The 26359-nt window shown below is 73.3% G+C and carries 17 protein-coding genes; 11 read left to right on the plus strand and 6 right to left on the minus strand.

Features of this window, described 5'->3' with window-relative positions; translation table 11 throughout:
• The first annotated feature begins 85 nt into the window (after positions 1-85).
• From SCK26_RS02115 to SCK26_RS02125, 3 genes are all read left to right on the plus strand, one after another.
• Entirely contained in the window at positions 86-2260 is a 2175-nt protein-coding gene (locus SCK26_RS02115) for a DUF4157 domain-containing protein (RefSeq protein ID WP_318199501.1), read from the plus strand.
• A gap of 118 nt (positions 2261-2378) precedes the next feature.
• Positions 2379-3047 (plus strand): hypothetical protein, encoded by a 669-nt coding sequence (locus SCK26_RS02120; RefSeq protein WP_318199502.1) that lies wholly within the window; start codon positions 2379-2381, stop codon positions 3045-3047.
• A gap of 2 nt (positions 3048-3049) precedes the next feature.
• Entirely contained in the window at positions 3050-3700 is a 651-nt protein-coding gene (locus tag SCK26_RS02125; RefSeq protein WP_318199503.1) for an RES family NAD+ phosphorylase, read from the plus strand.
• Between the two features lie 38 nt (positions 3701-3738).
• Here the strand turns inward: SCK26_RS02125 and SCK26_RS02130 are convergent, their stop codons facing one another.
• From SCK26_RS02130 to SCK26_RS02140, 3 genes are all read right to left on the minus strand, one after another.
• A complete protein-coding gene (locus SCK26_RS02130) occupies positions 3739-5733 on the minus strand; it encodes a caspase family protein (protein ID WP_318199504.1) in 1995 nt (664 codons plus the stop codon).
• Positions 5734-5829: 96 nt separating this feature from the next.
• A complete protein-coding gene (locus tag SCK26_RS02135; protein WP_318199505.1) occupies positions 5830-9924 on the minus strand; it encodes a CHAT domain-containing protein in 4095 nt (1364 codons plus the stop codon).
• A gap of 369 nt (positions 9925-10293) precedes the next feature.
• Positions 10294-10716: a DUF6003 family protein gene (locus SCK26_RS02140; RefSeq protein ID WP_318199506.1), complete on the minus strand. Its 423-nt coding sequence runs from the start codon at positions 10714-10716 to the stop codon at positions 10294-10296.
• 282 nt (positions 10717-10998) lie between these two features.
• Between SCK26_RS02140 and SCK26_RS02145 the strand changes: the two genes are divergently transcribed.
• The gene (locus tag SCK26_RS02145) at positions 10999-12525 is read left to right on the plus strand and encodes a glycosyl hydrolase family 18 protein (RefSeq protein ID WP_318199507.1); all 1527 of its coding nucleotides are present in this window, start codon (positions 10999-11001) and stop codon (positions 12523-12525) included.
• Between the two features lie 37 nt (positions 12526-12562).
• Here the strand turns inward: SCK26_RS02145 and SCK26_RS02150 are convergent, their stop codons facing one another.
• Positions 12563-13087 (minus strand): Lrp/AsnC family transcriptional regulator, encoded by a 525-nt coding sequence (locus SCK26_RS02150; RefSeq protein WP_318199508.1) that lies wholly within the window; start codon positions 13085-13087, stop codon positions 12563-12565.
• Positions 13088-13223: 136 nt separating this feature from the next.
• On the opposite strand from SCK26_RS02150, the gene SCK26_RS02155 reads away from it, so the two are divergent.
• The 7 genes from SCK26_RS02155 to SCK26_RS02185 all read left to right on the plus strand — a co-directional run bounded on the left by SCK26_RS02155 (position 13224) and on the right by SCK26_RS02185 (position 24972).
• Positions 13224-13910: a nitroreductase family protein gene (locus SCK26_RS02155; protein WP_318199509.1), complete on the plus strand. Its 687-nt coding sequence runs from the start codon at positions 13224-13226 to the stop codon at positions 13908-13910.
• 240 nt (positions 13911-14150) lie between these two features.
• Entirely contained in the window at positions 14151-14867 is a 717-nt protein-coding gene (locus SCK26_RS02160) for a lytic polysaccharide monooxygenase (RefSeq protein WP_318199510.1), read from the plus strand.
• Between the two features lie 132 nt (positions 14868-14999).
• Entirely contained in the window at positions 15000-15941 is a 942-nt protein-coding gene (locus tag SCK26_RS02165) for a Rieske 2Fe-2S domain-containing protein (RefSeq protein WP_318199511.1), read from the plus strand.
• Positions 15942-16586: 645 nt separating this feature from the next.
• Entirely contained in the window at positions 16587-20864 is a 4278-nt protein-coding gene (locus SCK26_RS02170; RefSeq protein WP_318199512.1) for a HAMP domain-containing protein, read from the plus strand.
• 37 nt (positions 20865-20901) lie between these two features.
• On the plus strand, positions 20902-23346 hold the full coding sequence (locus SCK26_RS02175; protein WP_318199513.1) for a SpoIIE family protein phosphatase: 2445 nt from the start codon (positions 20902-20904) through the stop codon (positions 23344-23346).
• A gap of 112 nt (positions 23347-23458) precedes the next feature.
• Positions 23459-23992: a hypothetical protein gene (locus tag SCK26_RS02180; protein WP_318199514.1), complete on the plus strand. Its 534-nt coding sequence runs from the start codon at positions 23459-23461 to the stop codon at positions 23990-23992.
• A gap of 125 nt (positions 23993-24117) precedes the next feature.
• Positions 24118-24972, plus strand: coding sequence for an MBL fold metallo-hydrolase (locus tag SCK26_RS02185; protein ID WP_318199515.1), 855 nt, complete (start codon positions 24118-24120; stop codon positions 24970-24972).
• 15 nt (positions 24973-24987) lie between these two features.
• On the opposite strand, the gene SCK26_RS02190 is transcribed toward SCK26_RS02185, so the two are convergent.
• Together SCK26_RS02190 and SCK26_RS02195 are read right to left on the minus strand one after the other, a co-directional pair.
• Entirely contained in the window at positions 24988-25230 is a 243-nt protein-coding gene (locus SCK26_RS02190; protein WP_318199516.1) for a DUF5133 domain-containing protein, read from the minus strand.
• A 145-nt stretch (positions 25231-25375) separates the two neighbouring features.
• A complete protein-coding gene (locus tag SCK26_RS02195) occupies positions 25376-26290 on the minus strand; it encodes an alpha/beta hydrolase (RefSeq protein WP_318199517.1) in 915 nt (304 codons plus the stop codon).
• Positions 26291-26359 lie beyond the last annotated feature (69 nt).

A 26359-nucleotide genomic window follows, 5' to 3' on the forward strand; every position in this document is an offset into this window, starting at 1 on the left:
TCCGCTCCGCCCTTCCCTCCCGGCCGCTCCTGCGGCAGAGTCGGCCGCCAGGCGATGCAAGAGATCTCGTTCGAACGGATCTTCCATGCGACACACCACCGAGTCCCGACGGAACACCGGCCCCGACCGCGAACAGGCCAGGCCCAGCAGGTCCTTTCACGGTCCCGGCACGCTCCCGGCCGCCGTGGTCGCGGCCGGACGCGGCCGGACGCCTCGGGCGGGTTCGCCGGCCGCCCTGCAACGAGCGATCGGGAACGCGGCCGTCGCGCGGATGATCGAGCGCGAGCGGGACCGGGAAGGAGCCGGCCAGAGCGCCGTGCAGGCGTTCGGCGGCGGTGAGGCGAGCCGGGAGGACGCCGTGCGGGAGGCCGCGAGGACTGCCGGGCAGGGCGGGAGCCGGCTGCCGGACGGTGTGCGTACGACCATGGAGAGCGCCTTCGGCACCACGCTCGACCACATCAGGGTCTCGGTCGACGAGCAGGCCGCCGCGAGCATCGGCGCCAGGGCGTACACCGTCGGCGACAACATCGTCGTCCAGAGCGCGAGCGTCCTGCGCGACGTCGAGACGATGGCCCACGAGATCCACCACACCACCCAGCGCGACGCCCCCGCAGGTCTCAGCGATCCCGGCGACAGATGGGAGCGCGAGGCGTCCGACGTCGGAGCCAGGGTCGCCCGCGGCGAGAGCGTCCGCCACAGCGCGGCCGACGACGAGGAGCAGCGGGACGGCGCCGTACACCGCACCGCGATCCAGCGCCGCGTCGGCTTCGAGTTCGAGTCGCAGTGGCGGGTGCGCGATCACAACGACCTGACCCCGGAGGACGAGCGGAGATACCAGGACGAGGTCTCGCAACGGGACGCCGTCATCGGTGCGCAGATCCTGGCGCGCATGGCCGACCGGAGACAGGACAGCGATCTCCTGGACGAGAGCGAGCAGAGCGCGACCGGCGAGGAGTTGAGGAACAGGTGGCTCACGGGCGAGCCCGGACGGTACCAGGCCACCGACGAGGGCCGGGCGCGGCTCGAGCGGGCACGGCGGGAGTCCCCCGGCGCGTACGCGGCACACGTGGACTTCGCCACCCTGCCTCTGCTCCAGAACGGCCGGATCAGGGAGGCGCCCATCCCCGGCCGTGACGTCCCCAAGATGGGCACCGTCGGCCGCGGCACGGGTTACCGGCTCACCTCGGACGTCAGCCCCACGGGCGGCTCGGCCCTGGAATGGGTGACCGATCCGCTCACCACGAGGGACGAACTGCTCCAGGTGATGGACGAGATCACGCAGGTGTCGAGCGCCCTGGACGCCCGGAAGGACCAGGAGTCCTTCCCGCTCCGGGAGGTCGACCTCGGCGGCTTCAGGGCGTCCCCCGGGATCATGGTGTTTCCGCTGAACGGCGTGCTCGTCTACACACCGCAGATGACCGCCGGGTTCAAGCTGGACCAGCTGCCCCGGCTGGTGAAGTACCTCCAAGTGCCGGACAAAAAGCCCCTGTTCATCACGCCCGGCGCCTTCGGGCGGCGCAAGGAGGCCAGGCAGGATCTGCACCAGGACAGCCTCCGCACGGTCGACGGCATCCGCCGGGCGGCCGAGGCGCGGGCCAGGGACCTCCCCAAGGAGATCACCGGCGGCGCCGCCACGGACGGACTGGTCGGCCTGGCCACCCTGATCGGCAGCTATCTGACGTACGGCGCCGGACTCGGGGACCGGGCGAACTCGAAGTCGATCGCCGGCGGTCTGATGTCCCGTACCTCCTTCGCGCACAACTTCACGCTGCTGCCCCATGCGACGCAGCTCTACTACCAGGCGCACCCGGCGGAGTTCGCCTCGTTCGTCCTCGAGGCATCCGGTTACGACCCGGCCGACGAGCAGGCCCTGGTGTACCCGAGGAGCGTCGAGCACGGCGACGCCGGTCACCGCGTCGAGCGGCGGATCCCGCTGACCCGCCACCAGTGGCTGATGGGCATGCCGGCCGGCAAGGACCTGCTGCGGAATTACAGGCACCTGAGCGAGGAGGAGAAGACCGAGGTCGACGGGAACGCGGAGGACTGGGAGCACATCCACGGCTCGCTCGGCGCGCTGGGCGCGGTGGACGACCAGGTGGGCAGGCCGGGCAGGCAGGAGGGCGCGGTGGTGGCCGAGCTGCGCCGGATGAAGGACGGTCTGCGCACCGCGGACCTCACCCCCCTCACCCTCGCCGCCTTCGATCTCGTCGAGCGCCTGAACGAGGGCAGGTCCCTCACGTACAAGAAGAGGAAGCGGTAGCGCCCGCGCGGGCGGCCACCGTGATGTGTACGCACGGTCGAGCTGTGTGTCGGCACGGTCGGCCCCGGCGCGGTGCGCGCCCGGCGGCCCGCGGAACCGGGGGAAGGGAGAGGAGCCGGTGAATCCGTTCCAGGTACTGGCCGCGGTGGCGGCCGCGTGGGAGCGGCTGGGGCCGTATCTGAGGCGTCTTGGAGCAGCGCCCGGGGCGCGGCTGGCGTCGGCCCTGGAGGGGCTGCGCGCGGCGGGTGACGAAGGCGAGCGCCGCTGCCACGCCGAGGCCGCCGCACGGCTGGTCCTCGGCTGTCTGCCACCGGAGGAGGCCGGGAGGCTGGGTGCCGGTGACGGCGCCCGGTACTCCGGGAGCGCGCGGGACGTCACCGTCCACGGATTCCGCGCCGCCGACCTCGCCGTGCTCCTGGTCGACGGCAGCCCCATGGTGGGTCCCGTGCTCGGCCCGGTCCGCGAGCGCCTGCTCGCGCATCCGGTGCTGGACGACGCGGACGTACGCCGCCGGGGCGGTGATCCGACGGCGCCGGACCTGATCCGGCTGCCGGCGGCCGGAGGGCGCGCGGTGCTGCCGCGTTTCCAGTTCCGCGAGGGCGCGCTGGCGTGGCGGGTGGTGCTGGAGGTGAACGCGCTGCTGGACGCGGGCCGGGACCCGTGGGGAGCGGCCGACTGGTGGCTGTCGGCCAACACCTGGCTGCGCACCACGCCGGCCGCGCTGCTGGGGACGGCCCGGGACGAGGAACTGGTCGCCGCGGCACGGTCGTTGCTGGACGGGGAGTGACGGTGCCGAACGTCCCTCCGCCGGCCGCGCTGCCCGGCACACCCACGAAGGTGACGCTCCCCGAGGGCACCGCGCTGTTCCGGGTGCACGCCTCGGCCCTCGCCGGCACCGCGTTCAACCCCGTCCCGGCCGACCGGCTCTACGGCGGCGGGCGCTTCGACGCGACGGAGGCCCGGCCCTACACCTACCTGTACGCGGGACTCGCGCCGGCGGCGGCGGTCTGCGAGTCGCTGCTGCGGTCGGTGCCGTTCGCCGCGGACGGCGGTCCCCGGGTGCTGCCGCGCACGGGCACCGTCCGCAAGCGCTGCACGTTCCTGAGGCTGGTCGCCGACGTCACGGTGGTGTCGCTGATGTCGGGCGCCGACCTCGCGGCCGTGGGACAGGACTCCTGGCTGGTGCAGGCCGAGGCCGCCGAGTATCCGTGGACGCGGAACTGGGGTCACTGGATCCGTGACCGGACCGAGCCGTGGGCGCAGGGCTTCGTCTGGCCGTCCAAGCGGGAACCCGCCGACCGGGTCGTGATCCTGTTCGGCGACCGGTGCGCGCCGGACACGGTGGCCGAGTCCGAGCCGGCCGTCGACTTCGGCACTGCCGACGGCGAGGACTGGCTGAACTCCGTCCTCGCGCCGTACCACGCGCGCGTCGCGCCCTGATACGACGACGGGCCATTCCGACTCGCCGCGCTTCTCGCTCAGTTGCCGCCCGGGATGATCGTGCGCAACGGGATCGTACGCGTCGTCCACTCGCCCGGTGCCCGCGGGCGGGCCTCTGCCAGGTCGCGGTCGTCCCGGCCGGGCGGCGTGAGACGCAGGACGGTGTCCGCGCCGGTCCGGCGGGCACCGCGATCGCCGGGGCTGTCGGGGTTCCAGGGCGGCAGGTGGAAGGGAACGGTGTTCAACTCTCCTTCGGAGACGATGAGTTTGAGCCAGTCCCGGGCCTCCGCTCCGGGGCGGGCCCGGCGCGCGGGCACGGACATCGCCACCGGCCGGTCGTCCAGCGCGAATCCGGTACGGCCGGGCCCGATGAAGTGGCCCGGGTACAGGTCCGTGTGGGCGGCATGGCTGTCGGTGAGATTCAGCAGGACGCACCAGAGGGTTCGCGTCGCCGAGCGGTTGTGGAGGCGGATGGACAGCCAGGGTTCCCGTGGCCGGCCGGCCGGCGAGTGGCCGTAGCGGCAGACGATCTCCCCGCTGCCCTCCGGGAGGACGGGGCCCGGCCGGTCGGAGCTCCAGGGCCCGTCGTAGGTCCAGGGCAGGATCTCGACGCGGACCAGGTCCTTCAGCGGTGACGACGGGTTGTCCAGGGTGAGCAGCCGGTGCCAGCGCGTGAGATGGCACAGGCAGTCGGCGACGCGGCGGGCGTCCTCCGGCCCGTCGAGCGGCAGCGGCGGTACGGCCGCCGAGCCGTCGCGCCGCAGAACGCCGGCTTCCAGGCCGGCGCCCCGCTTCGAGGACACGGCGACGCGCAGCAGGTGGCCCGGGGCCGAGGCCGGGTCGCCGGTCAGCCGGAGCAGCGGTGCAGGGCCGCCCCCGGGGCCCGCCGAGCCGATGGTGTCCCGGAGCAGCGCGGCGGCCCCGCGGGCCGCGGCGGAACCGTCCGGTGTCTCGATGCGGACGCGGGTGGGCGGCAGGGCGAGCGCCGACAGCGCGACCGGATGCGCCCGCCGGCGATCGGGCTCCCAGCCGACGGGTTCCACCTCGGCGCGGTCGGCGTGGACGGTCCGGACGCGTACGACGCGGTGTGCGGCGGCGGGTGCGGTGAGCGTGAACTCGGTGCCGTCGGGGTCGTCGCCGTACAGCCCGTGCACCCGGCCGCAGTCGACCTCCCAGCCGTGCGGTCCGTGCCGCAGCAGGTGCGGGTCACGGCCACGGGTCACCGCTCCGCCGAGGAAGGGCCGGTCGGCGGGGCCGCCCGGGGTGGGCGGGAACAGGACCGGGTGCTGGTCGGCGCGCTCGGTCTGGACCGCGCAGTGGGCGGCGGCCAGCACATCGCGGTAGGTCGCGCCCGGTCCCGCCGCCCGCAGCGCCTCCAGCAGGGCGTGGGTGAACACTCCGTGGGGGACGCCGGCGAAGTCCCTTTCGTAGGAGAGCTGGTCCAGCCGGCCGGCGGCGAGGAGCACATGGCGGGCCGTGGGTGTGCCGGTGCCCTCGGCCGGCCCTCGTTGCGCGCAGGGCGCGTCCCACCAAGCGGCGGGCGGCGCGTAGCGCGCAGTCAGTCCCGCCGCAGCGGACGTACGGGTGGCGCCGCCCGAGAAGCAGCAGTCGAGGACGGCGGCCACGTGCGCGCCCCGCGCGGCGACCGCGTCCAGCAGCCTGCCCAGCTCCTTGTCGACGAGCGGCCGGCCGCCCTCGCGCGGGCTGTCGGCGCAGACCAGCGCCTGGTAGCGGCCGGTGGCCTCGGTCCGCCGGTGCAGGGGCAGGACGGCCTCGTAGTCGGTGCCGTGCCCGGAGAACCAGAAGAGCGCCGTGTCACCGGGCCCGGCGGCCCCGAGGTGGTCGCGGACGGCGGCGACCACGCCGTCGGTCGTGGCCTCGCCGTTCCTCAGGAAGAGGGGCTCGAACGGTCCCTGCCCAAGGGCACCGAGCAGACTCGCCGCCGCTTCCACGTCGTTGACGGCACCTCTCAGGCCGCGCTGGGGAGCGGGGTAGTCGTCGATTCCCACGAACAGCGCGTACACAGTCCCCATGACGGAAGTCTCCCAGACGACGGCCCGCGTGTCCGGGCTCAACCGGGTTGTCCGCGGGGCGAGTTGCGGTCACCGCTCTTGCCCATCGCCTCGTTCTCACTGGCCGAGGTGGGTGAAGCCCGCCCACCCCCGCAGGTCGTCCGGGTCCACGGAGCCGGCCTGGCGGGCCAGTTCGGGCGGCATGGTGGCGGGAGGCCGCCGGCCGGGGTCGAGCATCCACAACTGGGCGAGCCGCAGCGCCACGGCCGGGCGCGCGCCCTCCGCGTTCAGGTAGTGGTGCACCATGAACATCAGGTACGACGTGGCCTCGTCCGGCACCGGCCACAGCGAGCCCAGCACCGACCTGGCACCCTCCACGAGGAACGCCGTGGACAGCGTGAACGCCTCGTCGTAGCCGCGTCCCGAGACATGCGTGGTGCAGGCGGCCAGCGACACCAGCCCGAGCCGGCCGGGCCGGTTCCGGTGCTGGGCACGCTCGGTGAGCTGTTCGGCGGCGAGGGTGCCGCCGGCGAGGTGCAGCCGCGCGGTGCCGGCCGCGGCGTCCCCGGGTACGTCGGCGTGACAGGCCAGGTGCAGCACTCCGCCCGGAGACAGGCCGCGCAGCCGCAGCCAGCCGAGGACTTCCGCCGGAGTGCCGCTGCCGGTGGACGCGCCGGTCTCGTGCCGGCCCAGGTACGGCGCGGTGCGGTAGAAGGCGGCGTGCAGGGCGGCGGCCTCCCGGCCCGCGTGGGGCAGGTCGCCGCCCGGGTCGCCGACGACCAGGCCCGGCGCGTGGAGCGGAACCGGCTCGCGGGCGACGACCTCGCAGAACAGCCGCGCCGAGGCGGCGTACGAGATGACGGCGTCCTGGACGGCGTACCGGTACCGGCCGCCCGGCGCACGTCTGCGGGCCGCGTGCCAGGGCACGGCGGCGAGGTGTCCCATCGGGACCAGCACGACCCTGGGAGGCCAGGCGGCGCCCTGGGCGCGCAGGTGCGCGAGGAGCGGTTCCAGCACGGCCCGCGACGCCCAGTCGCACAGGTCCTCCAGCGTGCGGCGCCCGATGTCGCGGCCGTCGGCGGACGGTGGCGGCGCGCCGTCGGCGGGCCCCATGTCCCGATTGCCGGGGGTCGTGCCCGGGCCGAGGTAGGCGGTGAGCGGACCGGCGTCCGCCGTCAGTCCTCCCAGGAACACCAGGCTGGTCCGGCCGTCGGCGTGGACGGTGACGGCCGAGCCGCCCGGGCCGGCTCCGGTCCCCTCTCCGGGCACCAGGTAGACCATCGCGTCCGCACCGGTACGGCGCAGTGCCGTGGCGATGTCACGGAGGGAGGGCGGGGTGAGCAGGTCGCCGGGGCGGGTGCCGGGTGCCGTCGTCGCCGTGCCGTCGGCCGGCGCGGCGGCCGTGAGGTCGTCGGTGTCGGCCAGGACCCGGAGCGCCCGGTACCGGAGGTCGCCGGAGATGCCGTCGGCCGGTGCGCGGTCGTCCGCGCCGGCCGCCGTACGCCACTCGGCGGCGAGGTCCAGACGGCCCGCGGCCACGAGCCGTTCCGGCACCGTGCCGGCCGCCGAGGCCGCGTGCAGGACGAGTCCGCGGCCGGCGTCGAGTGCCTGCACCGCTTCGTCGGGACAGCCGTCGGCGATGCACCAGCGAGCCACCGACAGGGCGTCCGAGGCGGAGAAGGAGAGGGCCTCGGTCGTGTACTGCGCGCGGGACTGCAACAGGACCTGCCAGGCGTGACCGCGCAGGGCCCGCAGCCCGGCCTCGCGGCCGCGGGCGAGGCAGGCGGCCCGGTCGCCGCGCCCGGCCAGGCCGGCCGAGCGGTGGGCTTCGGCGAACTGCATCACTGCCATCGCCCATCCGAAGTGGCCCGGATGGGGCAGGAGCCGCACGGCCTCCTCGGACCGGCGGAGGGCTTCGTCGAGGTCGGTCACGTCGCCGCCCGTACGGTATCTGCGCAGCCGGAGCAGGGCCAGGGCCTGGGCGAACCGGAACCGGTTCCCGCCGCCGACGACGGCGGCGGGACGCGGCGCGAGGGCTTCCTCCAACAGCGCGATCGCGTCGTCGAGCCGGCCGGTCTCCACGCCTTGCAGCACGCGCGCGCCGAGCACGAGACCGGCCAGGCCCCGGGTCTCGGCGCGGTCCCCCGGTGACAGCGTCACCGATTCGTACCGGAGCCGGTCGATGTCGATGTCCTCGGGCGGAGGCTCGGCCCCGGCGGCGACGAACCGCTGGGCCGAGGTCAGCACGTCGAACATCGTGGCCGCTCTGGACCGCATGGCGTCGTCCGCGGGGAGCCTGTCCCGGGCGTCGCGCAGGTCGGCCGCCGCCGCGGCCAGCCCGGCGGCGTCCTTCACGGCGAACGCCCGGCGGGCCATGACCAGGGCGTGCTGCACCGCCGCGCAGACGCGCGTGTACGCCGTCACCGACGGGTCGGCGCGCAGGACGGCCAGTTCGGCGGCGACCTCGGCGAGGGCGTCCTGCGTGCCCCGCACCTGTGCCCGGAAGGTGAGCGCGTTGACACGCCACACCTCCCGGTTGCCCCGCAGTTCGGCGTCCTCGGCCACGGGGTCCGTCATGGCGAGGGCGATGTCGAAGTGTTCCAGCGCGGCCTCGACCCGGTCCAGGTCGTGGGACTGACCGGCTTCGTTCAAGGCCGCCTGCCCGGCCACCATGTGCAGGCTCGCCCGCACGGGGTCGTCCTCGTGCAGGACGTCCACGGCCGCGCGGATCCGCTCCCGCACCACCTCGGCGGTGGGCCGCATGCCCGACTCGCCGAGGAAGGGCGCGAAGTAGGCCAGCAGCACCAAGGGCAGCCGGCGCAGGGCGGGTACCGCGTCGGCGTGCGCGCAGCGCTCGATCACCCTCTGCAGGTCCTCGCCCCCGGAGCCGACACCCGTCAGGCCGAGCGGCTGGAGGTCCTCGGCCCCGTCTTCGCCGGTCCCCTGCCCGCCTGTTCCCGGCTCGGCGATGGCCTCTCGCAGAGCGGACGCCGCCTGCCGTCCCGCGATGACGACGGGATCGCCGGGGACGTCCGGCAGGTGTCCGGCGCGCACCCGCGCCTCTCTGACGTAGCCGCGGGCGGCCTCTGTGAAGTGCCGCAACCGGGGCGGACACACGGCGAGGACGTCGGTGTACGCGTCCTCCGTGGCGCGCAGCGCCTCCGCGTCGAGCGTGGTGAGCCCGACCAGTTGCCATCCGGCTGCCAGGCTCATCAGGGTGGTCCAGCGGTCGGGGGCGTCCACGGGCCACCGCTCGGCCACCTGCCGCAACACGGCGAGCGCCCGTGACGCGTCCTCGGACCGCGTCTGCTCCCCGGCCCGTTCGCACAGCAGCACGCCGTACTTCCTCAGCAGCGGCACCGGGAGTTCCGCCAGCGCGGGGCTGTCGAGCGGCAGGTGGTCCAGCTGTGCCAGGGCCAGCGCGGCGGCGCGCCGGTCTCGATGTGCACGCGCGTCCGGCAGACGCATGAGCAGGATCCGGGCGAGCTGGACGCGGGCGATCGGGAACCAGCCGTCCTCGCACTCGGTGGAGTTCTCCCCGTCCTCGACGGCCCGCCGGACCTCGGCGAGCGCCCGGTCGCAGTCGGCGTCCACGCCCGTCAGGTCGTAGCGGCCGGCGAACTGCTGTCCGTAGTGGAAGCGGAAGAAGGCCGACTGGTCCATGGGGCCGGGTACGCCGTCGAGCGCCTCGCCGAGTTCCGCGATCGCCGCGTCCAGGTCGGCCGGGTCGTTCACGAAGGAGTAGCGGAGTCCGTAGGCGACGCCCAGCCGGGCCCGGACCTGGCGGGTCATCTCCTCGCCCGGGGCGAGGCCGGACGCGGCGGCCTCCAGTTGCCGGACGGGCTCCACCAGGAGTTCGGCCTGCCGCCGCGGGGACATTCCCGGGTCACTGGCCGCCTCGTAGCGGTGCCAGAGCAGTTGGCCGAGGACGCCGCGCCACAGCGGCGCGTCGACGTGGCCGGGATCGTCGCCGAGCGCCTGCTCGACGGCGGCGATCGCGGCGTCGAGGTCGCGGGGGTCGCCCTGGCGTGCCTCCAGCTCCGCGAGCCACAGGGCCATCGCCACCCGCGTCGCCGAGGCGTCGGGGTCACCGCCCGGCGGCTGCCCGGCCAGCTCCGCGCGGGCCTGGCCGACCCATTCCCTCAGTTCGTCGTCCGGTACGCCCCCGAGGCCCCCGTCCGCCCGTTCCCGCTCGGCACTGCCGTCCCGCATCCCCGTACTCCGTCCCGGAGCCACCGCGTCCCCGAAGACCAGTGAACCTCAACTCCCGGCGTCCGTCGGGTCGTCGGCGGGTCGTCCTCCGGATGGATTCCGGCACCGCGCCCACGCCGCCCGGCCGGCCGGCGCAACAGGCGCCGCCTCCCCCGATTCCCCGTGTCGCATGCCGGTTCGCGGGCCGCCGTCCGCCGTCCGCCGTACCCGTCGGGTCTCTTGACGCCTGGTCCCGGCGCCGAGTCGCCCGTCTCCCGCGTCGTGCCCGTCGGACTCGCCGTCAGGCACAGCACGGCCGGGGCGGACCCGCCCGGCCACGGTCACCGAGAGCGTCACGGGCGCGCGTCGGCGATCCGGGCGGCACGCTCTTCAACGGGTGACCGCCTCGACGGCGGCCAGGTCCTCGCCGGTCAGTTCCGCGACGCGGTGCGCCGGCACACCGGCCGCCAGGGCGCGGGCGAGCAGGACGTCGCGGCCGTCGGTGCAGGAGCGGTAGCCCAGCAGTTCCTCCTCCAGCCGCGCCACGTCCGGCGGAGCGGTGCGGTGGCGCAGCCGGCTCAGTTCCTCCTCGCCGAGCGGCACGGGCAGCCGCTCGGCGTCCTCGGGAATGCCCGCGGTCTCCTCCGGCGGCACCAGACGCAGGTCCGCGGAGGTCTCGGTGACTCCCTGGGCGTCGAGCCAGGCCCGTACCGCGGGTGACTCCAGACAGGCCAGATCACCCACGGCCGCGAGCGGCACGCCGGGCGCGGTCGCCGAATCGGACTGCAGCACGAGGTAGGCGTCGTCGGTCATCGTCTGCTCCTTTCGCCGGAAGACTTGTCGGCACGGCACCCCTTGTACCCACGTTCGGCGCGCATGGTCATCCCGGTGCGGACCTGGTCGGACGTTCGAATGTGGTCCAGTCCGCCGCCGCGTGCCCTGTCCTGCGCCAGGGCGTCTCCGCTCCGCAGATTGGTCTAGTCCCTTTTTGGTCCAGACCATTGACCCACCTGTGTGAGGACGCTATTCCAGTAGTCGGCACCACCCTTCCCGCGCCAGACCATCGGCCACGCCCCTCCACACACCGGGACTGACATGAGACTCGTGCGTTCCTTCCGCGCGGCCCTCACCGCGACCGCCACCACGGCGGCCGCGGTGGGCCTCGCCCTCACGGGAACCGGCACCGCCGAAGCCGCGACACCCCTGCCGAACCACGTCTTCGCCCCGTACTTCGAGGCCTGGACCGGCGAGAGCCCCGCCGCCCTGTCCGCCCAGTCGGGCGCCAAGCACCTGACGATGGCGTTCCTCCAGACAGCCGCCAAGGGCTCCTGCACGCCGTACTGGAACGGCGACACGAGCATGCCGATCGCCGCCTCGACCTTCGGCGCCGACATCAAGACGATCCAGGCGGCCGGCGGCGACGTCATCCCCTCGTTCGGCGGATACACGGCCGACACCACCGGCACCGAGATCGCCGACAGCTGCACCGACGTCCAGCAGATCGCCGCCGCGTACGAGAAGGTCATCACCACCTACGACATCTCGCGGCTCGACATGGACATCGAGGTGGACTCCCTCGACAACTCCGCCGGCATCGACCGCCGCAACAAGGCCATCAAGCTGGTCCAGGACTGGGCGGCGGCCAACGGACGCAAGGTGGAGATCTCCTACACCCTGCCGACCACCACGCACGGCCCCGCGGAGAACGGCGAGGCACTGCTGCGCAACGCGGTGAGCAACGGCACCCGGGTCGACGTCGTGAACCTCATGACGTTCGACTACTACGACAACCAGCCCCACGACATGGCGAAGGACACCCAGACCGCCGCCCAGGGCCTGTACGACCTGCTGGCCGAGCTGTACCCGGGCAAGACCCCGGCCCAGCTGTGGAACATGGTCGGCGTCACCGAGATGCCGGGCGTCGACGACTTCGGCAAGGCGGAGACCTTCACCCTGGCCAACGCCCGGACGGTGTACGACTGGGCGGTCGCCAAGGGCATCAACACGCTGTCGTTCTGGGCGTTGCAGCGGGACAACGGCAGTTGTGCGGGCGGAGGGGCCGCGGACAACTGCTCGGGCATCGAGCAGAACACGTGGGACTTCACGCGTGTCTTCGCGCCGTTCACCAGTGGCGGCGCCACCAACCCGGCCAACGACTTCTCCGTGGCGCTCACCCCGGCCTCCGGGTCCGTGACGGCCGGCCAGTCCGCGACGGCCACGGTGAAGACGGCCGTGACGAAAGGCAACGCCCAGGACGTGAAGCTGAGCGTCAGCGGGGCCCCGGCGGGTGTCACCGCCTCCCTCAGCCCGACGTCGGTCACCGCGGGCGGCTCCTCCACACTCACCCTGGCCACCACCTCGGCCGCGGCGTCGGGCACGTACACGGTCACCGTGACCGGCGCGGGCGCCTCCGGCAGCCACTCGGCGACCTACGCCCTGACCGTCACCGGCGGCTCCGGCAGCCAGTGCACGGCCGCCCCGTGGGCCAAGGACGCCGTGTACACCGGCGGCCAGCAGGTCTCGTACAAGGGCCACACCTGGAAGGCCAAGTGGTGGACGACCGGCGAAGAGCCCGGCACCACCGGCCAGTGGGGCGTCTGGCAGGACCTCGGCGCCTGCTGAACCGCGCCACCGTCCGGGCCCCGTCCGCCGGGACCGCCTACAGGGCGGTCCCGGTCCGGGGCTCGGGATGTGCGTCCGGATTCCGTGTCAGGCCGGCCAGCTCGTCGACCAGGGGCTGGACCCGGTAGGGGATGACGGCGCTCAGGGCGATGACCGTCGTGCTGCGGCGGACGCCCGGGACCTCCAGGACTCGGTCGATCACCTGTTGCACATGCTGGTTGCTCGTGCCCGCGATGCGGCACCAGATGTCACCGGGGCCCGTCACGATGCGGGCCTCCAGGATCTGCGGCACGGCCCGCAGGCGCGCGGTGATGGCCGCGCGGGCCGACTGGTCCACCTCGAACGTGGTGAACGCCTCGACCACGTGACCGAGGGCGGCGACGTCCACGTCCGGTCCGTAGCCGGTCACCACGCCGGCGCCGGTCAGCCGGTCGAGCCGGGCCTGCAACGTGCCGCGCGCGACGCCGAGTCGGCGGGCGATCTCCAGCAGGCCCTCACGCGGGCGCTCCCGGAGCAGGCGCAGCATCCGGCCGTCGAGCGCGTCGAGCCCCTGTCGTGCCACCGTTCCTGCCGATCTGCCGCCTGAGAGACATCTTCTCGCCTCGCTCTTTGTCAGATTAGCAACGCGAAGAGGTATCTGTTGTCCATTCGACTGCCGATGGCTCACGCTGTGGGCTCCCCGTCCACGAGGAGCAGTCGTGAGACAGCACACCCATCCGTTCGTCCCCTACCGGCCCGAACGGTACGACGAAGCCGAGACGGTCCGGCGGGGGAAGGACTTCGTGTCGTTCCTCGACCGCCGGCGCAGCGTGCGGTTCTTCAGCGACGAGCCGGTCCCGCGCACGTGCGTCGACCTCGCCATCGCCGCGGCGAACACCGCGCCGTCCGGGGCCCACTTCCAGCCGTGGAAGTTCGCCGTGATCGGCGACGCCGAGACCAAGCACCGCATCCGGGTCGCCGCCGAGGAGGAGGAGCAGGTCAACTACGAGGGCGGACGGCTCCCGCCCGAGTGGCGCGCCGCGCTCGCGCCCCTCGAAACGAGTGCGGACAAGAGGTACCTGGACGCCGTGCCGTGGATCGTGGTCTGCTTCGCCGAGAAGAGCACCGCGATGCCGGACGGTTCACTGCGCAAGAACTACTACGTGAACGAGAGCGTGGGCATCGCGTGCGGCTTCTTCATCGCCGCGCTGCACGCGATGGGGCTGAGCACCCTGACGCACACGCCCAACCCGATGGGCTTCCTCACCGAAATCTGTGAACGGCCCCGCAACGAACGGCCCTACATCCTCTTTCCCATCGGCTACGCCGCACCCGACTGCGAGGTCCCGGACCTGACGCGCAAGTCGCTGGAGGAGGCGACCATCGAGAGCCCGCGCCCGCGCTGAGCCTGCCGGTGCCGTGCCGAACTACGTCTCCTCGATGGAAAGTTCACCTCGTCCGAACCCTTGACCGAGCCCGGCCCACGGTTATGGTCTAGACCTAACGAGCGAAAGGTCCAGACCAAGTTCGGCCTCCGCTCACGGCCCATGGCGCAGGCGCGGCCGGCGGACCGCGCTCCCGCACAACCGACGCGGCCGGATCCCTCGGACGACGGCAACGACACACATCGAAGGAAGTGGCACGGCATGAACACGAAAAGACGAGCGGCTCTCACGATCGGCGCACTGGTCGCTCCGGTGCTCGCCGTCAGCCTCCCGGCGAGCACGGCCGGCGCGCACGGCTGGGTGACGCTGCCCACGAGCCGGCAGCAGCAGTGCGCCGAGGGCGTCGTCGCCTGCGGCCAGATCAAGTACGAGCCGCAGAGCGTCGAAGGGCCCAAGGGCCTGCACAGCTGCAGTGCCGGGCACACGGAGTACGCCGAACTCGACGACGACAGCAAGGGCTGGAAGGCCACCGCGGTCGGCACCACGGCGACGTTCACCTGGCACAACACCGCCCGCCACGCCACCACCAACTGGCAGTACTTCATCGGCGGCCAGAAGATCGCCGAGTTCGACGGCCGCAACCAGCAGCCGGCCGCGGACGTCAGCCAGCAGGTGAACTTCGGCGGCTTCACCGGCCGGCAGAAGGTGCTGGCCGTCTGGAACATCGCGGACACCGCCAACGCGTTCTACTCCTGCGTCGACGTCAACATCGGCGGAAGCGGCGACGGCGGCAGCGGCGGTGGCAACGGCGGCGGGGACACCTGCGCGGTGCCGGCCTGGGACGCCACACGTGTCTACAACGGCGGCGACACCGTCTCCTACGGCGGCCACACCTGGCGCGCCAAGTGGTGGGTGTCCGGTGACAAGCCCGGCACCACCGGCCAGTGGGGCGTCTGGGAAGACCTCGGGACCTGCTAGACCGCGCTCCCGGGCGCGCCGGCACCCTCCTCCCGGAGCCCGCCGGCGCGCCCCGGCCCGACAACGGCCCCGGGGCACCGGCCCGCCCGGGCGGCCCGTTTGCGCAGTGCGCGGCGGGGGACCCAGCGACTCATGAGAACAACACCACCTCGCCGGACGCGGCGGGACACGGTTCCGCGGCTCCTGGACAGTCTCGAACGACAGCCTCGCGGCGATGCGGTGATCGACGCGCTCAGCCGGGCTGTGCGGGCCCTGCCGCTGCGCGGTGGCCGGGACCTGCTGCACGGCAGGTGGCTGGGCCACCCGGTGCATCCGCTGCTGGTGCAGGTACCGGTCGGCAGCTGGCTGTCGGCCGCGGTGCTGGACCTGTGTCCCGGCCGCACCCGGGAGGCCGGCTCGCTGATCGCCGTCGGGCTGGCCGCCGCCGCCCCGGCCGCGCTGGCCGGAGCCGTCGACTGGGCGGAGCTGCACCAGCGCCAGCAGCGCGTCGGCCTGGTGCACGCGCTGGCCAACACGGCGGCCGTCGGACTGTACGCCGCCTCGCTCGCCTGCCGCGTCAGGGGCCGCACGGCGGCCGGCCGCGGCCTCGGCTTCCTGGGGCTGACGGCGGTGGCGACCGGCGGCCTACTGGGCGGCCACCTCGCCTACCGGCAGGCCGCGGGCGCCAACCACGCGGAAGAGGTCCCGCAGGTCGTCTCGGAGGGCTGGCACCGGATCGGTCCCGTGTCCGAGTTCCCGGCCGGCCGGTCGGCGCGGCGCGGCGTGGACGATGTGCCGGTCCTGGTCGTCCGCGAAGCCGACGGGGCCTTCCACGCGCTGGCCGACCGGTGCAGCCATCTCGCGGGACCGCTGTCCGAGGGCGCCGTCGCCGACGGATGCGTCCAGTGCCCCTGGCACGGCAGCGTCTTCCGGCTCGCGGACGGCTGGAACGTACACGGCCCGGCGACTTCTCCCCAGCCCGTCTTCGACACACGCGTCGTCGACGGACACCTGGAGGTGCGCCTGCGGGACGGGGACGACGTGACGGAGGACGGCCGGGAACCGGGCACGGCGGAGGACGGCGCGGCCCGGTGAGCCGCCAGGGCCGGTCAGGCCGGCCGGCGGCGACCGGAGGGCACGTCACAGCGCCACGGCGGTGACCGCGGCCCTTGGCGCGGGGCAGCGGCAGATGCCGGGACACGCGGCCCGGGCCGCGGTCGGCCCTCGATCCCCGACAGGCCGCGACAGGCGGTGGCGAGCGCCTGGCCGGGAGTGAGACCTCGGGAGTCGTGCTCGTAGAGGCAGAAGCCCGCACTTTCCCTCGGCCCGGCGCACGGAGAGCACGGCGAGCGCCCGCCAGGAACGGCCTGGCCCCCCGGCGCACAGGTCGACGACCAGCAGTCCGACGACCCGGCGCCCGGATCGCCGGGTCGTCCGTGCGCCTGGGCGCGCCCCGAATGCCGGGAAAAGCGGCCAGGGCGCAGGAGCGACCGGCGACCCGGTACGGCAGCAGGCCGGAGCGCGAACTCCGCACAAGGGAGAACTGCCGGCCTCGGTACGCGGGCGTACGGCCGGGGGAGGTTTTGTGCGGCAGGGGCGGAGTGGGTTAGCCTGCGGCGTATTTTCTCATCACGCAGTTCCGTGAAGTGCGGAAATGCACAGCGTTCGGGCCCACGCGGGCCGCCGGGGTGTTCGGGTCCTCACCGCCGAGGACCCATGGGGAGCGGGACGAGGTTGCGCATGACCAGCGACAAGTCCGATACGGTCGACGCGGCGCCGGGCGACCAGGAGCTGCGGCAGCTCCTGGCGGGCCTGACAGCCGTGCGTGACGGCGACTTCGGGAAGCGCCTTCCGGAAGACGCCGACGGTCTCATGGGTGACATCGCGACCGTGTTCAACGGCATGGTCGATCAGTTGTCCGTGTTCACCTCCGAGGTCACCCGGGTGGCCCGGGAGGTGGGCACCGAGGGGACGCTCGGCGGGCAGGCGGAGGTGCCCGGGGTCTCCGGGACCTGGGCCGACCTGACGGACTCGGTCAACGCCATGGCCGGGAATTTGACCACCCAGGTCCGTGACATCGCACAGGTGGCCACGGCGGTGGCCAAGGGCGACCTGTCGCAGAAGATCGACGTGCCCGCGCGCGGCGAGATCCTCCAGCTGAAGAACACCGTCAACACGATGGTGGACCAGCTCTCCGCGTTCGCCGACGAGGTCACCCGCGTCGCCCGCGAGGTCGGCACCGAAGGACGCCTCGGCGGCCAGGCGAAGGTGCCCGGCGTCGCCGGTGTGTGGCGGGACCTGACCGACTCCGTCAACTTCATGGCGGGCAACCTCACCAGCCAGGTCCGCAACGTCGCCCAGGTGACGACGGCGGTGGCCAAGGGCGACCTCTCACAGAAGATCACCGTCGACGCCCGCGGCGAGATCCTGGAACTCAAGAACACCATCAACACGATGGTCGACCAGCTCTCCGCCTTCGCCGACGAGGTCACCCGCGTCGCCCGCGAGGTCGGCACCGAAGGACGCCTCGGCGGCCAGGCCGACGTCAAGGGCGTCAAGGGCACGTGGCGGGACCTGACCGACTCCGTCAACTTCATGGCGGGCAACCTCACCAGCCAGGTCCGCAACGTCGCCCAGGTGGCGACCGCGGTGGCCAAGGGCGACCTCTCACAGAAGATCACCGTCGACGCCCGCGGCGAGATCCTGGAACTCAAGAACACCATCAACACGATGGTCGACCAGCTCTCCGCCTTCGCCGACGAGGTCACCCGCGTCGCCCGCGAGGTCGGCACCGAAGGACGCCTCGGCGGCCAGGCCGACGTCAAGGGCGTCTCGGGTACCTGGAAGGCCCTCACCGACAACGTGAACGTGATGGCGTCGAACCTGACCGGTCAGGTGCGCTCCATCGCCCAGGTCGCCACCGCCGTGGCCCGCGGCGACCTGTCCCGCAAGATCACGGTCGAGGCCAAGGGCGAGGTCGCCGCGCTGGCCGACGTGATCAACACGATGGTCGACACGCTCTCCGCGTTCGCCGACGAGGTCACCCGCGTCGCCCGCGAGGTCGGCACCGAAGGACGCCTCGGCGGCCAGGCCCACGTGCCGAACGTGGCGGGCACCTGGAAGGACCTCACCGACAACGTCAACTCCATGGCCAACAACCTGACCGGCCAGGTGCGCAACATCGCGCTGGTGACGACCGCGGTGGCCCGGGGTGACCTGTCGAAGAAGATCGACGTGGACGCGCGGGGCGAGATCCTCGAGCTGAAGACGACCATCAACACGATGGTCGACCAGCTCTCCGCCTTCGCCGACGAGGTCACCCGCGTCGCCCGCGAGGTCGGCACCGAAGGACGCCTCGGCGGCCAGGCCGAGGTGGAGGGCGTCTCGGGCACCTGGAAGCGGCTCACGGAGAACGTCAACGAACTGGCCGGCAACCTGACCCGTCAGGTGCGGGCGATCGGCGCGGTCGCCAGCGCCGTGGCCGAGGGCGACCTGACCCGCTCGATCACGGTGGAGGCCTCCGGCGAGGTCGCCGAGCTGAAGGACAACATCAACTCCATGGTGGAGTCGCTGCGCGAGACCACGCGGGCCAACCAGGAGCAGGACTGGCTCAAGACCAACCTGGCGCGCATCGCCGGCCTGATGCAGGGCCACCGGGAGCTGCCGGTGGTGGCCGAGCTGATCATGGAGGAGCTGACGCCGCTGGTGGCGGCCCAGTACGGCGCCTTCTACCTCTCCGAAGACGGCGACCACGGGCCGGAGCTGCGGCTCGTCGGTTCGTACGGCAGACCCGACGACGACCAGCGGCCCGCCCGCTTCCCCGTCGGCCGCTCGCTGGTCGGCCAGGCCGCGCGCAGCCGCCGTACCATCACCGTCGACGCGCTGCCGCAGGGCTACGTCACCATCTCGTCCGGGCTCGGCCAGACGGTGCCGACCGCGCTGATCCTGCTGCCGATCCTGTTCGAGGACCAGGTCCTCGGTGTCATCGAGCTGGCCTCGGTCACCGTCTTCACGCCGATCCACCGGGACTTCCTGGAACAGCTGCGCGAGACGCTCGGCGTGAACCTCAACACGATCGTGGCGAACGCCCGTACCGACGAGCTGCTGGAGGAGTCGCAGCGGCTGACCGCCGAACTCCAGGCCCGCTCGGCCGAGTTGCAGTCCCAGCAGGACGAGTTGCAGCGCTCCAACGCCGAACTGGAGGAGAAGGCCACGCTGCTGGCGTCGCAGAACCGCGACATCGAGGCGAAGAACCTGCAGATCGAGCAGGCCCGGCAGGAACTGGAGGCCCGCGCCCAGCAGTTGTCGCTGGCCTCGAAGTACAAGTCGGAGTTCCTGGCCAACATGAGCCACGAGCTGCGCACCCCGCTCAACAGCCTGCTGATCCTGGCCCAGTTGCTGGCCCAGAACCCGTCGCGCAACCTGACGCCGAAGCAGGTCGAGTACGCGGGGATCATCCACTCGGCGGGCAGCGACCTGCTCCAGCTGATCAACGACATCCTGGACCTGTCGAAGGTCGAGGCCGGCAAGATGGACGTCACCCCGGAGCGGGTGCCGCTGCGCCAGCTGATCGACTACGTGGAGGCCACCTTCCGGCCGATGACGTCCCAGAAGGGACTGGAGTTCGCCGTCAGCACCGCGGCGGGCGCGCCCGCCGACGTACTCACCGACGACTCCCGGCTGCGGCAGATCCTGCGCAACCTGCTGTCCAACGCGGTGAAGTTCACCGAGCAGGGCAGCGTCGAGCTGGCCATCGAGCCGGCGGCGGACGAGGAGGTCCCGGAAGGGGTCGTGCGCGGCGGTGCCTTCGTGGCGTTCCGGGTGCGGGACACCGGCATCGGCATCCCGAAGCAGCACCTGGAGACGATCTTCGGGGCGTTCCAGCAGGCGGACGGCACCACGAGCCGCAAGTACGGCGGGACCGGCCTCGGTCTGTCCATCACCCGGGAGATCGCGCATCTGCTCGGCGGTGCCGTGGCGGTGGACAGCACGCCCGGCCGGGGCAGCACCTTCACGCTGTACCTGCCGGTGACCCGCCCGGAGTTCGAGCAGCTGCTCGGCAGCGGCCGGCTCGCGCCGAAGGAACCGGCCGAGCTGCTCCCCGGCACCGCGGTCGCCCAGGACACCGTCGCACCGCAGCCCTCTGCCGCCCGGCAGCGGCCGCGCCGGCTGCTCGTCGTGGAGGAGCGGCCGCGCGGGCTGCTGACCCTGGTCGCCGAGAGCGTGGTCGCCGAAGTGGCCCGGCACAGCCCGGACGACGGCTCCCCGCTGCCCGCGGTGGAGGTCATCACCGCCGTAGGAGCGCAGGAGGCGGCGGGCGCGCTGGCCGCCGAGCCGTGCCACTGCGTCGTACTGGACCTGGACATGCCCGACGGGGAAGCGGGCCGGTTCCTCCAGGCATTGCAGGGCGACTCGGGGCTGGCCGGCGTACCGGTGCTCGTCCACAGCGGCCGCCGGCCGGAGGTGGCCCGGGACGAGGCGCTGCGCTCGCACCGGGACGACGGGGCGCTGGAGTTCCTGTCCAGCCTGGACGAGCTGCGCGAGCGCATCGCGCTGCACCTGTCGGCCGAGGAGCCCGGCGACGTGCTGTCCCTGGTGCGGGGCGAGGACCCGCAGGATCTCGCGCCGCCGGTCGACGACAGCTTCCGGGGCCGCACGGTCCTGGTCGTCGACGACGACGCGCGCAACCTGTTCGCGCTGAGCGGCATCCTGGAGATGTACGGATTCAGGGTGCTGCACGCGGAGAACGGGCGCAAGGGCATCGACACGCTGCTCGGCAACCCCGACATCGCGATGGTGCTGATGGACGTGATGATGCCGGAGATGGACGGCTACACGGCCACCGCCGAGATCCGCAAGCTGCCGCAGTACGCCGACCTGCCGATCATCGCCGTCACCGCCAAGGCGATGCCCGGCGACCGGGAGAAGTCGCTGGCCTCGGGCGCGAGCGACTACGTCACCAAGCCTGTCGACACCCACGACCTCATCGCCTGCGTCCGGCGCTGGCTGTCCGCGTGAACGCGCGAGCGCGCACGCGCCGAGGAGCACTCCTATCGTGAGCACGACCGAGCAGTCACCTGAGCCGGAGGGCATCGAGCCGCGCCCGGAGCCGTCCGCGCCCGACGGCCCGCCGGACGCCGGCGATCCGGTGCCGTCGGACCTGTCCGGCGTCTCCCCCACCTCCCCCGTCGGCCGGCTCGCCGCCACCGTGGAGCGGCTGCGCCGCGAGGTGCGCGCCGCGCAGGCGGAGGCGGAGGGCAGGGCGCTGATCGAGCTGGCCAAGGGCATCCTGGTGGAGCGGCTGGGCTGCGGTCCGGCGCAGGCCGCGCGGCAGCTCGCCGAGCTGACCGAGCAGGCCGGGGCGACCCCGCTGGAGTTCGCGGTGGAGGTCATCAACCAGGCCGCCCGCGACCGGATGTCGGAGATCACCACCACCTTCCTGGCCGCCGCCGCGGGCGCCGCCGAGCGTGACGCCGCGGCCGTGCGGCTGCGGGCGGCCGAGAGCGGGGCGCTGGCCGCGGACGACACGCAGGCCGTCGCCGACTCCCTGCTGGAGCACGCGCTGCGCCCGCTGGGCGCGGTGGCCGTGGCCGTGTGGGCCGCGGGCGCCGACGGCTCGCTGACCCTCGCCGGGAGCGCCGGGTTCTCTCCCGCGGAGGCCACGCGGTGGCGTTATGTGCCGCCGGAGGTGGCGACGGTGGCGCGCCGGGGCCTGACCGAGCGCACCGGTCAGTGGTTCGGCTCCCTCGCCGAGACCGGGCTGCCGACCATCGGCCGGCACCTGCACCCGGACGGCGGCCGGGCGGCGGTGCCCGCGGGTACCGGGGGCCGCATCCACGGGGTCCTGGAGATCGCCTGGCCGGGGCCGCTGGAGCCGCAGCCGGCGCGGGTCGTACGGCAGGTGGACGCCCTCGCCGAGCTGTGCGCGCACACTCTGGAGACGTACACGCTGCGCCGGGAGGCCGAGCAGGAGCCGCGTATCCTGCCCGACGCCGCCGAGTTGATGGACCTCGCGGACGGGCTGCACGACCCCGCCCTGGTCCTGGTGCCGCACCTCGACGACTCCGGGCAGCTGGTCGACTTCCGCATCCAGCACATCAACAACCACTTCCTGGACCCGGCGGGCCGGCCGCGGGCGGTGGTCAACGGTGCGCTGCTGCTGGAGGCGTACCCGATGGCCGCGGGCAAGAGCGAGCTGTTCCACCGGGTGGAGCGGGTGTACGCCACTGGCGAGCCGTTCCGGGCCCGCCGCATGCAGCTGACCTCGCTCGTCGACCAGGTGTCGCTGTCGGCGGTCGCGGACATCAGCATCAGCCGGCACGGCAACAGCGTGCTGCTGATCTGGCGCATCGAGGACGAGACGGCGCGGCTGGCGAGCCTGCTCCAGCACGCCCAGCGCCTGGGCCGCATCGGCGGGTTCGAGGAGAACCTGCTCACCGGTGAGATCACCTGGAACGACCAGCTGTTCCACCTCTACGGCCGGCCCCCGGCCACCATGCCGGTGCCGCTGGAGGAGCTGCCCGCACACGCGCATCCCGACGACTCCGTGCACATCGGCCGGTTCCTGCGCACGCTGCTGCACCACCGGCGGCCCGCCTCGGCGGCCTTCCGGCTGCAACGTCCCGACGGTGTCACCCGGCACATCCGCGTGGTCGCCGAGCCGGTCCTGGACACCGACGGCCGGCTGTTCGTCGTACGGGGCGCCTACCAGGACATCTCCGCCCAGCACTGGACGGAGGTGGCGCTCGCCGCGACCCGGGACCAGCTCGCCCACACCGAGCAGCAGGCCGCCGAGCGCAACCGGCTGACCCTTCAGTTGCAGCACGCCATCATGCCGCCGACCCGGGCGCCGCTGGCGGTGCCCGGTCTGGAGGTCGCGGTGCGGTACCGACCGGCGGAGACCGAGCACCTGGTGGGCGGCGACTGGTACGACGCCGTGGTGCTGCCGTCCGGGCTGGTCCTGATGTGCGTGGGCGATGTGGCGGGCCATGGCATCGAGGCCGCCACCAGCATGGTCGTCCTGCGCAACGCGCTGCGCGGTCTGGCCGTGACCGGTGCCGGGCCGGGCCAGCTGCTGTCGTGGCTGAACATCGTGGCGCACCATCTGACCGGCGCGGTCACCGCCACCGCGGTGTGCGCGCTGTACGACCCCGACCGGCACACCCTGCGCTGGGCGCGGGCCGGCCACCTGCCGCCGGTCCTGGTCCGCGGCTCGGAGGCGGCGCCGCTGCCGCTGGTCAGGGGTCTGCTGCTGGGCGCGGTGCCGGACGCCGTGTACGAGGAGGCGGAGCTGGAGTTCGCGCCGGAGGACACGCTGCTGTTGTACACCGACGGCCTGATCGAGCGCCGTGACCGGTCGGTGGAGGAGTCCCTGGCCCACCTGCTGACCGCGGCCCGATCGGCGCCGAAGACCCTGGACCAGCAACTGGACGGCCTGCTGACCTACAGCAGGTCGGACACGGACGACGACACGTGCATCGTGGGCATCCGCGTGGTGTAGTCCCCGGCCGGATCGGAAGACCGGTTCCCGTCGGCCGACGGGAACCGGTCGGCACGGTGCGCGGGTGGCAGGAACGCGGTAGGACGTCCGGTGCCGGGGTACGCGGGGCGGCATGGTGGGACGTGCGGTGTGGCAGGGACTCCTGGCGGGTGCGGCCGGGGTCGTGGTGATGACCCTGGGTGAGAAGGCCGAGCAGCGCCTGACCGGCCGGCCGGATTCGCATGTTCCGGCGCGCACGCTGGAGCGGCTGGCGGGGCTGCCGGAACGGCCGGGGCGGCAGTCGCCGCTGGTGAATCGGGTGATGCACTACGGGCAGGGTGCCCTGCTGGGGGTGCTGCGGTCGGTGATGGCGCAGGCCGGGCTGCGCGGGCCGGTGGCGTCGGCGCAGTTCGCCGTGGTGCGGCTCACCAACGACCAGATCCTGGAGAACGCCACCGGGGTCGGCGCGCCGCCGCAGACCTGGCCGCGCGCGGAACTGGTGGTCGACCTGCTGCACAAGACCGTCTACGCCTTCGCCACCGGAGCCGTCGCCGACATCCTGGCCGCCCGGTCCGGCCCCGGCCCCGGGCAGCGGCACGCCGCCGGACGACCGGCCCGGCGCACCGATGCCGGACCACTCCCCCGCCATCAGGCTTACGGACGCTGAGTGAGCGCGGCGAGGCCGGACGAATCGGCTCCCGGCGGAGCGGGTACCCCGCCCCGAGGAACGGCGTCCGGCGGCCACCGGGCGCGGGACGCCCGCCGGCTCGGGCGGAAGGAGCGGGTGAGTCCATGGCCACCACAGAAGAGCTTATCGACGACGCGCTCGACCTCCACTTCATCGGCAACGCCACCGTGCTGCTGCGCTACGGCCCGCTGACGCTGCTCACCGACCCGAACTTCCTGCACCGCGGCGAGTACGCCCATCTCGGATACGGCCTGCTGAGCCGACGCCTGACCGAGCCCGCCCTCGGCCCGGAGGAGCTGCCCCGCATCGACGGGATCGTGCTGTCCCATCTGCACGGCGATCACTGGGACCGCAGGGCCCGACGGTCGCTGGACCGTGCGATCCCGGTCCTCAGCACACCCCATGCCGCACGCCGCCTGAAGGTGCTGCACGGCTTCCGGCGGACGGCGGGACTGCGGACGTGGCAGGCGCTCACCCTCCAGCGGCAGGGGATACGGGCGACCGTCACCGCGCTGCCCGGCCGGCACGCCGGGGATCCGGTGCTGCGCGGGCTGCTGCCTCCTGTGATGGGCAGCATGATCGAGTTCGGTCCCGTGGGCGGACCGTCCCGGCTGCGTCTGTACGTCTCCGGGGACACGCTCCTCTACGACGGCCTGGAGGAGATCGCCCGCCGCTTCCCGGCCGCCGACCTGGCCGTCCTCCATCTCGGCGGCACGCGCCTGCCCGGCGGGTTCGTGGTCACCATGAACGGGGCGCAGGGCGCCGAACTGGCCCGGCGTCTTCGGCCCCACGCCGTGCTGCCCGTGCATTACGAGGACTACACGGTGATGCGCTCGCCCCTGTCCGCCTTCCTCGCCGAGGCCGGCCGGCTCGGCCTCGGGGACCGGATCGTGCCCTGCCCGCACGGCGGCCGGGCCCGCCTGCCCGCCGGGCCCGGAGCACGGCCGCTGGTACGGTGACCGGCGCCGCTCCCGTCAGGCCGCCGGGGTCCGGGTCACCCGGCTGGCACGGCGGTCGGCCCGCAGCCGGTCCAGGAGGGCGTCGGCCGCCGCGAGGGCCTGGTCCACCGACTCCGCGCGGGTCAGCGCGCACAGCCTGCGGGAGGTGACTTCGAGTTCCCGGCTGGAACGGCCGGTGGGTTGCAGGTCGTGGCGGAAGCGCGCCTCGGCATAGCGCGCCAGTACCGCACGTAGTTCCTTCTCCGCAGGCGGCAACACCGTCAACCCCTCTTCCGACACGGGCCGTCGTACCGGCCCCCACACAGCTGTGAGCGCACCCTCCGGGTGCCTCTCCCCAGAGGCCGTCTGCCCCGGTCGGATCACGGTATGCATGGTTGTTGTCGCGTTCCGCTCGGTCCGGTGTTCAGGTGTGCCGGCCGGTCGCGCGAGTGACGCCGGGGCCGTGCTCCGCGCCGCTCCGCCAGAAGCCGAGCAAGGCGGTGACGAGTGCTTCGGGAGCGTCTTCGGCGATGTGGTGGCCGGAGTCGATCGGAGCGCCGTCCAGCCGGCCCGCCACCCAGTCGCGCCAGACGCCCGGCACATCGCCGTAGAGGTCGGTCATGTCGTCACGGGTGGCCCACAGCACCTGCACGGGGCAGCCGATGCGCCGGCCGGCCCGCCGGTCGGCGTCGTCGTGCTCCCGGTCGATGCCGAGACCGGCGCGGTAGTCCTCGCACATGGCGTGCACGGTGGCCGGGTCGTGGATCGCGCGGCGGTAGTCGTCGTACGCCTCGGCGCCCATCTGCTCGGCGGTGGCCTTGTACCAGGCGTCCGGGTCGGCGTTGATGACGCGTTCGGCGGGCTTGTCGGTCTGTCCGAGGAAGAACCAGTGCCACCAACGGGCGGCGAAGCCCGCGTCGCAGCGCCGCAGCGCCTCCCCGATGGGCACGGCGTCCAGTACGCTCACGGCGGACACGGCTTCCGGGTGGTCCAGGGCGAGGCGGGTGGCCACATAGGCGCCCCGGTCGTGGCCGACGACGGCGAACCGGTCGTGCCCGAGGCCGCGCATGACCTCCAGGCAGTCGCCGGCCATGGCGCGCTTGGCGTACGGACTGTGCCGCGCGTCGGTCGGGGGCTTGTCGGACTCGCCGTAGCCGCGCAGGTCGGGGCAGACCACCGTGTGCCCCGCGGCGGCCAGCATCGGGGCCACGCGGTGCCAGGTGGCGTGCGTACGCGGGTGGCCGTGGAGGAGCAGGACCGCGGGGCCGCTGCCACCGTGCCGCACCCGCAACCGGACGCCGTTGCCCTCGCGACGTGTCGACTCGAACCCGTCGAACATGAACTCTCCTCCTGCGCCGGGGACATCACGGCCCGCCTGCCCCGGAGTGCCGCCGGCACACGGTCCTGC

The organism is Streptomyces sp. SCL15-4, from assembly GCF_033366695.1.
Lineage (GTDB): Bacteria > Actinomycetota > Actinomycetes > Streptomycetales > Streptomycetaceae > Streptomyces.

Bases quoted from the DNA above. Each gene is read 5' to 3' on its own strand.
- SCK26_RS02115 (WP_318199501.1), top strand. From the start codon at position 86: ATGCGACACACCACCGAGTCCCGACGGAACACCGGCCCCGACCGCGAA.
- SCK26_RS02130 (WP_318199504.1), bottom strand. From the start codon at position 5,733: ATGGGGACTGTGTACGCGCTGTTCGTGGGAATCGACGACTACCCCGCT.
- SCK26_RS02135 (WP_318199505.1), bottom strand. From the start codon at position 9,924: ATGCGGGACGGCAGTGCCGAGCGGGAACGGGCGGACGGGGGCCTCGGG.
- SCK26_RS02140 (WP_318199506.1), bottom strand. From the start codon at position 10,716: ATGACCGACGACGCCTACCTCGTGCTGCAGTCCGATTCGGCGACCGCG.
- SCK26_RS02145 (WP_318199507.1), top strand. From the start codon at position 10,999: ATGAGACTCGTGCGTTCCTTCCGCGCGGCCCTCACCGCGACCGCCACC.
- SCK26_RS02160 (WP_318199510.1), top strand. From the start codon at position 14,151: ATGAACACGAAAAGACGAGCGGCTCTCACGATCGGCGCACTGGTCGCT.
- SCK26_RS02165 (WP_318199511.1), top strand. From the start codon at position 15,000: ATGAGAACAACACCACCTCGCCGGACGCGGCGGGACACGGTTCCGCGG.
- SCK26_RS02170 (WP_318199512.1), top strand. From the start codon at position 16,587: ATGACCAGCGACAAGTCCGATACGGTCGACGCGGCGCCGGGCGACCAG.
- SCK26_RS02180 (WP_318199514.1), top strand. From the start codon at position 23,459: ATGGTGGGACGTGCGGTGTGGCAGGGACTCCTGGCGGGTGCGGCCGGG.
- SCK26_RS02185 (WP_318199515.1), top strand. From the start codon at position 24,118: ATGGCCACCACAGAAGAGCTTATCGACGACGCGCTCGACCTCCACTTC.
- SCK26_RS02195 (WP_318199517.1), bottom strand. From the start codon at position 26,290: ATGTTCGACGGGTTCGAGTCGACACGTCGCGAGGGCAACGGCGTCCGG.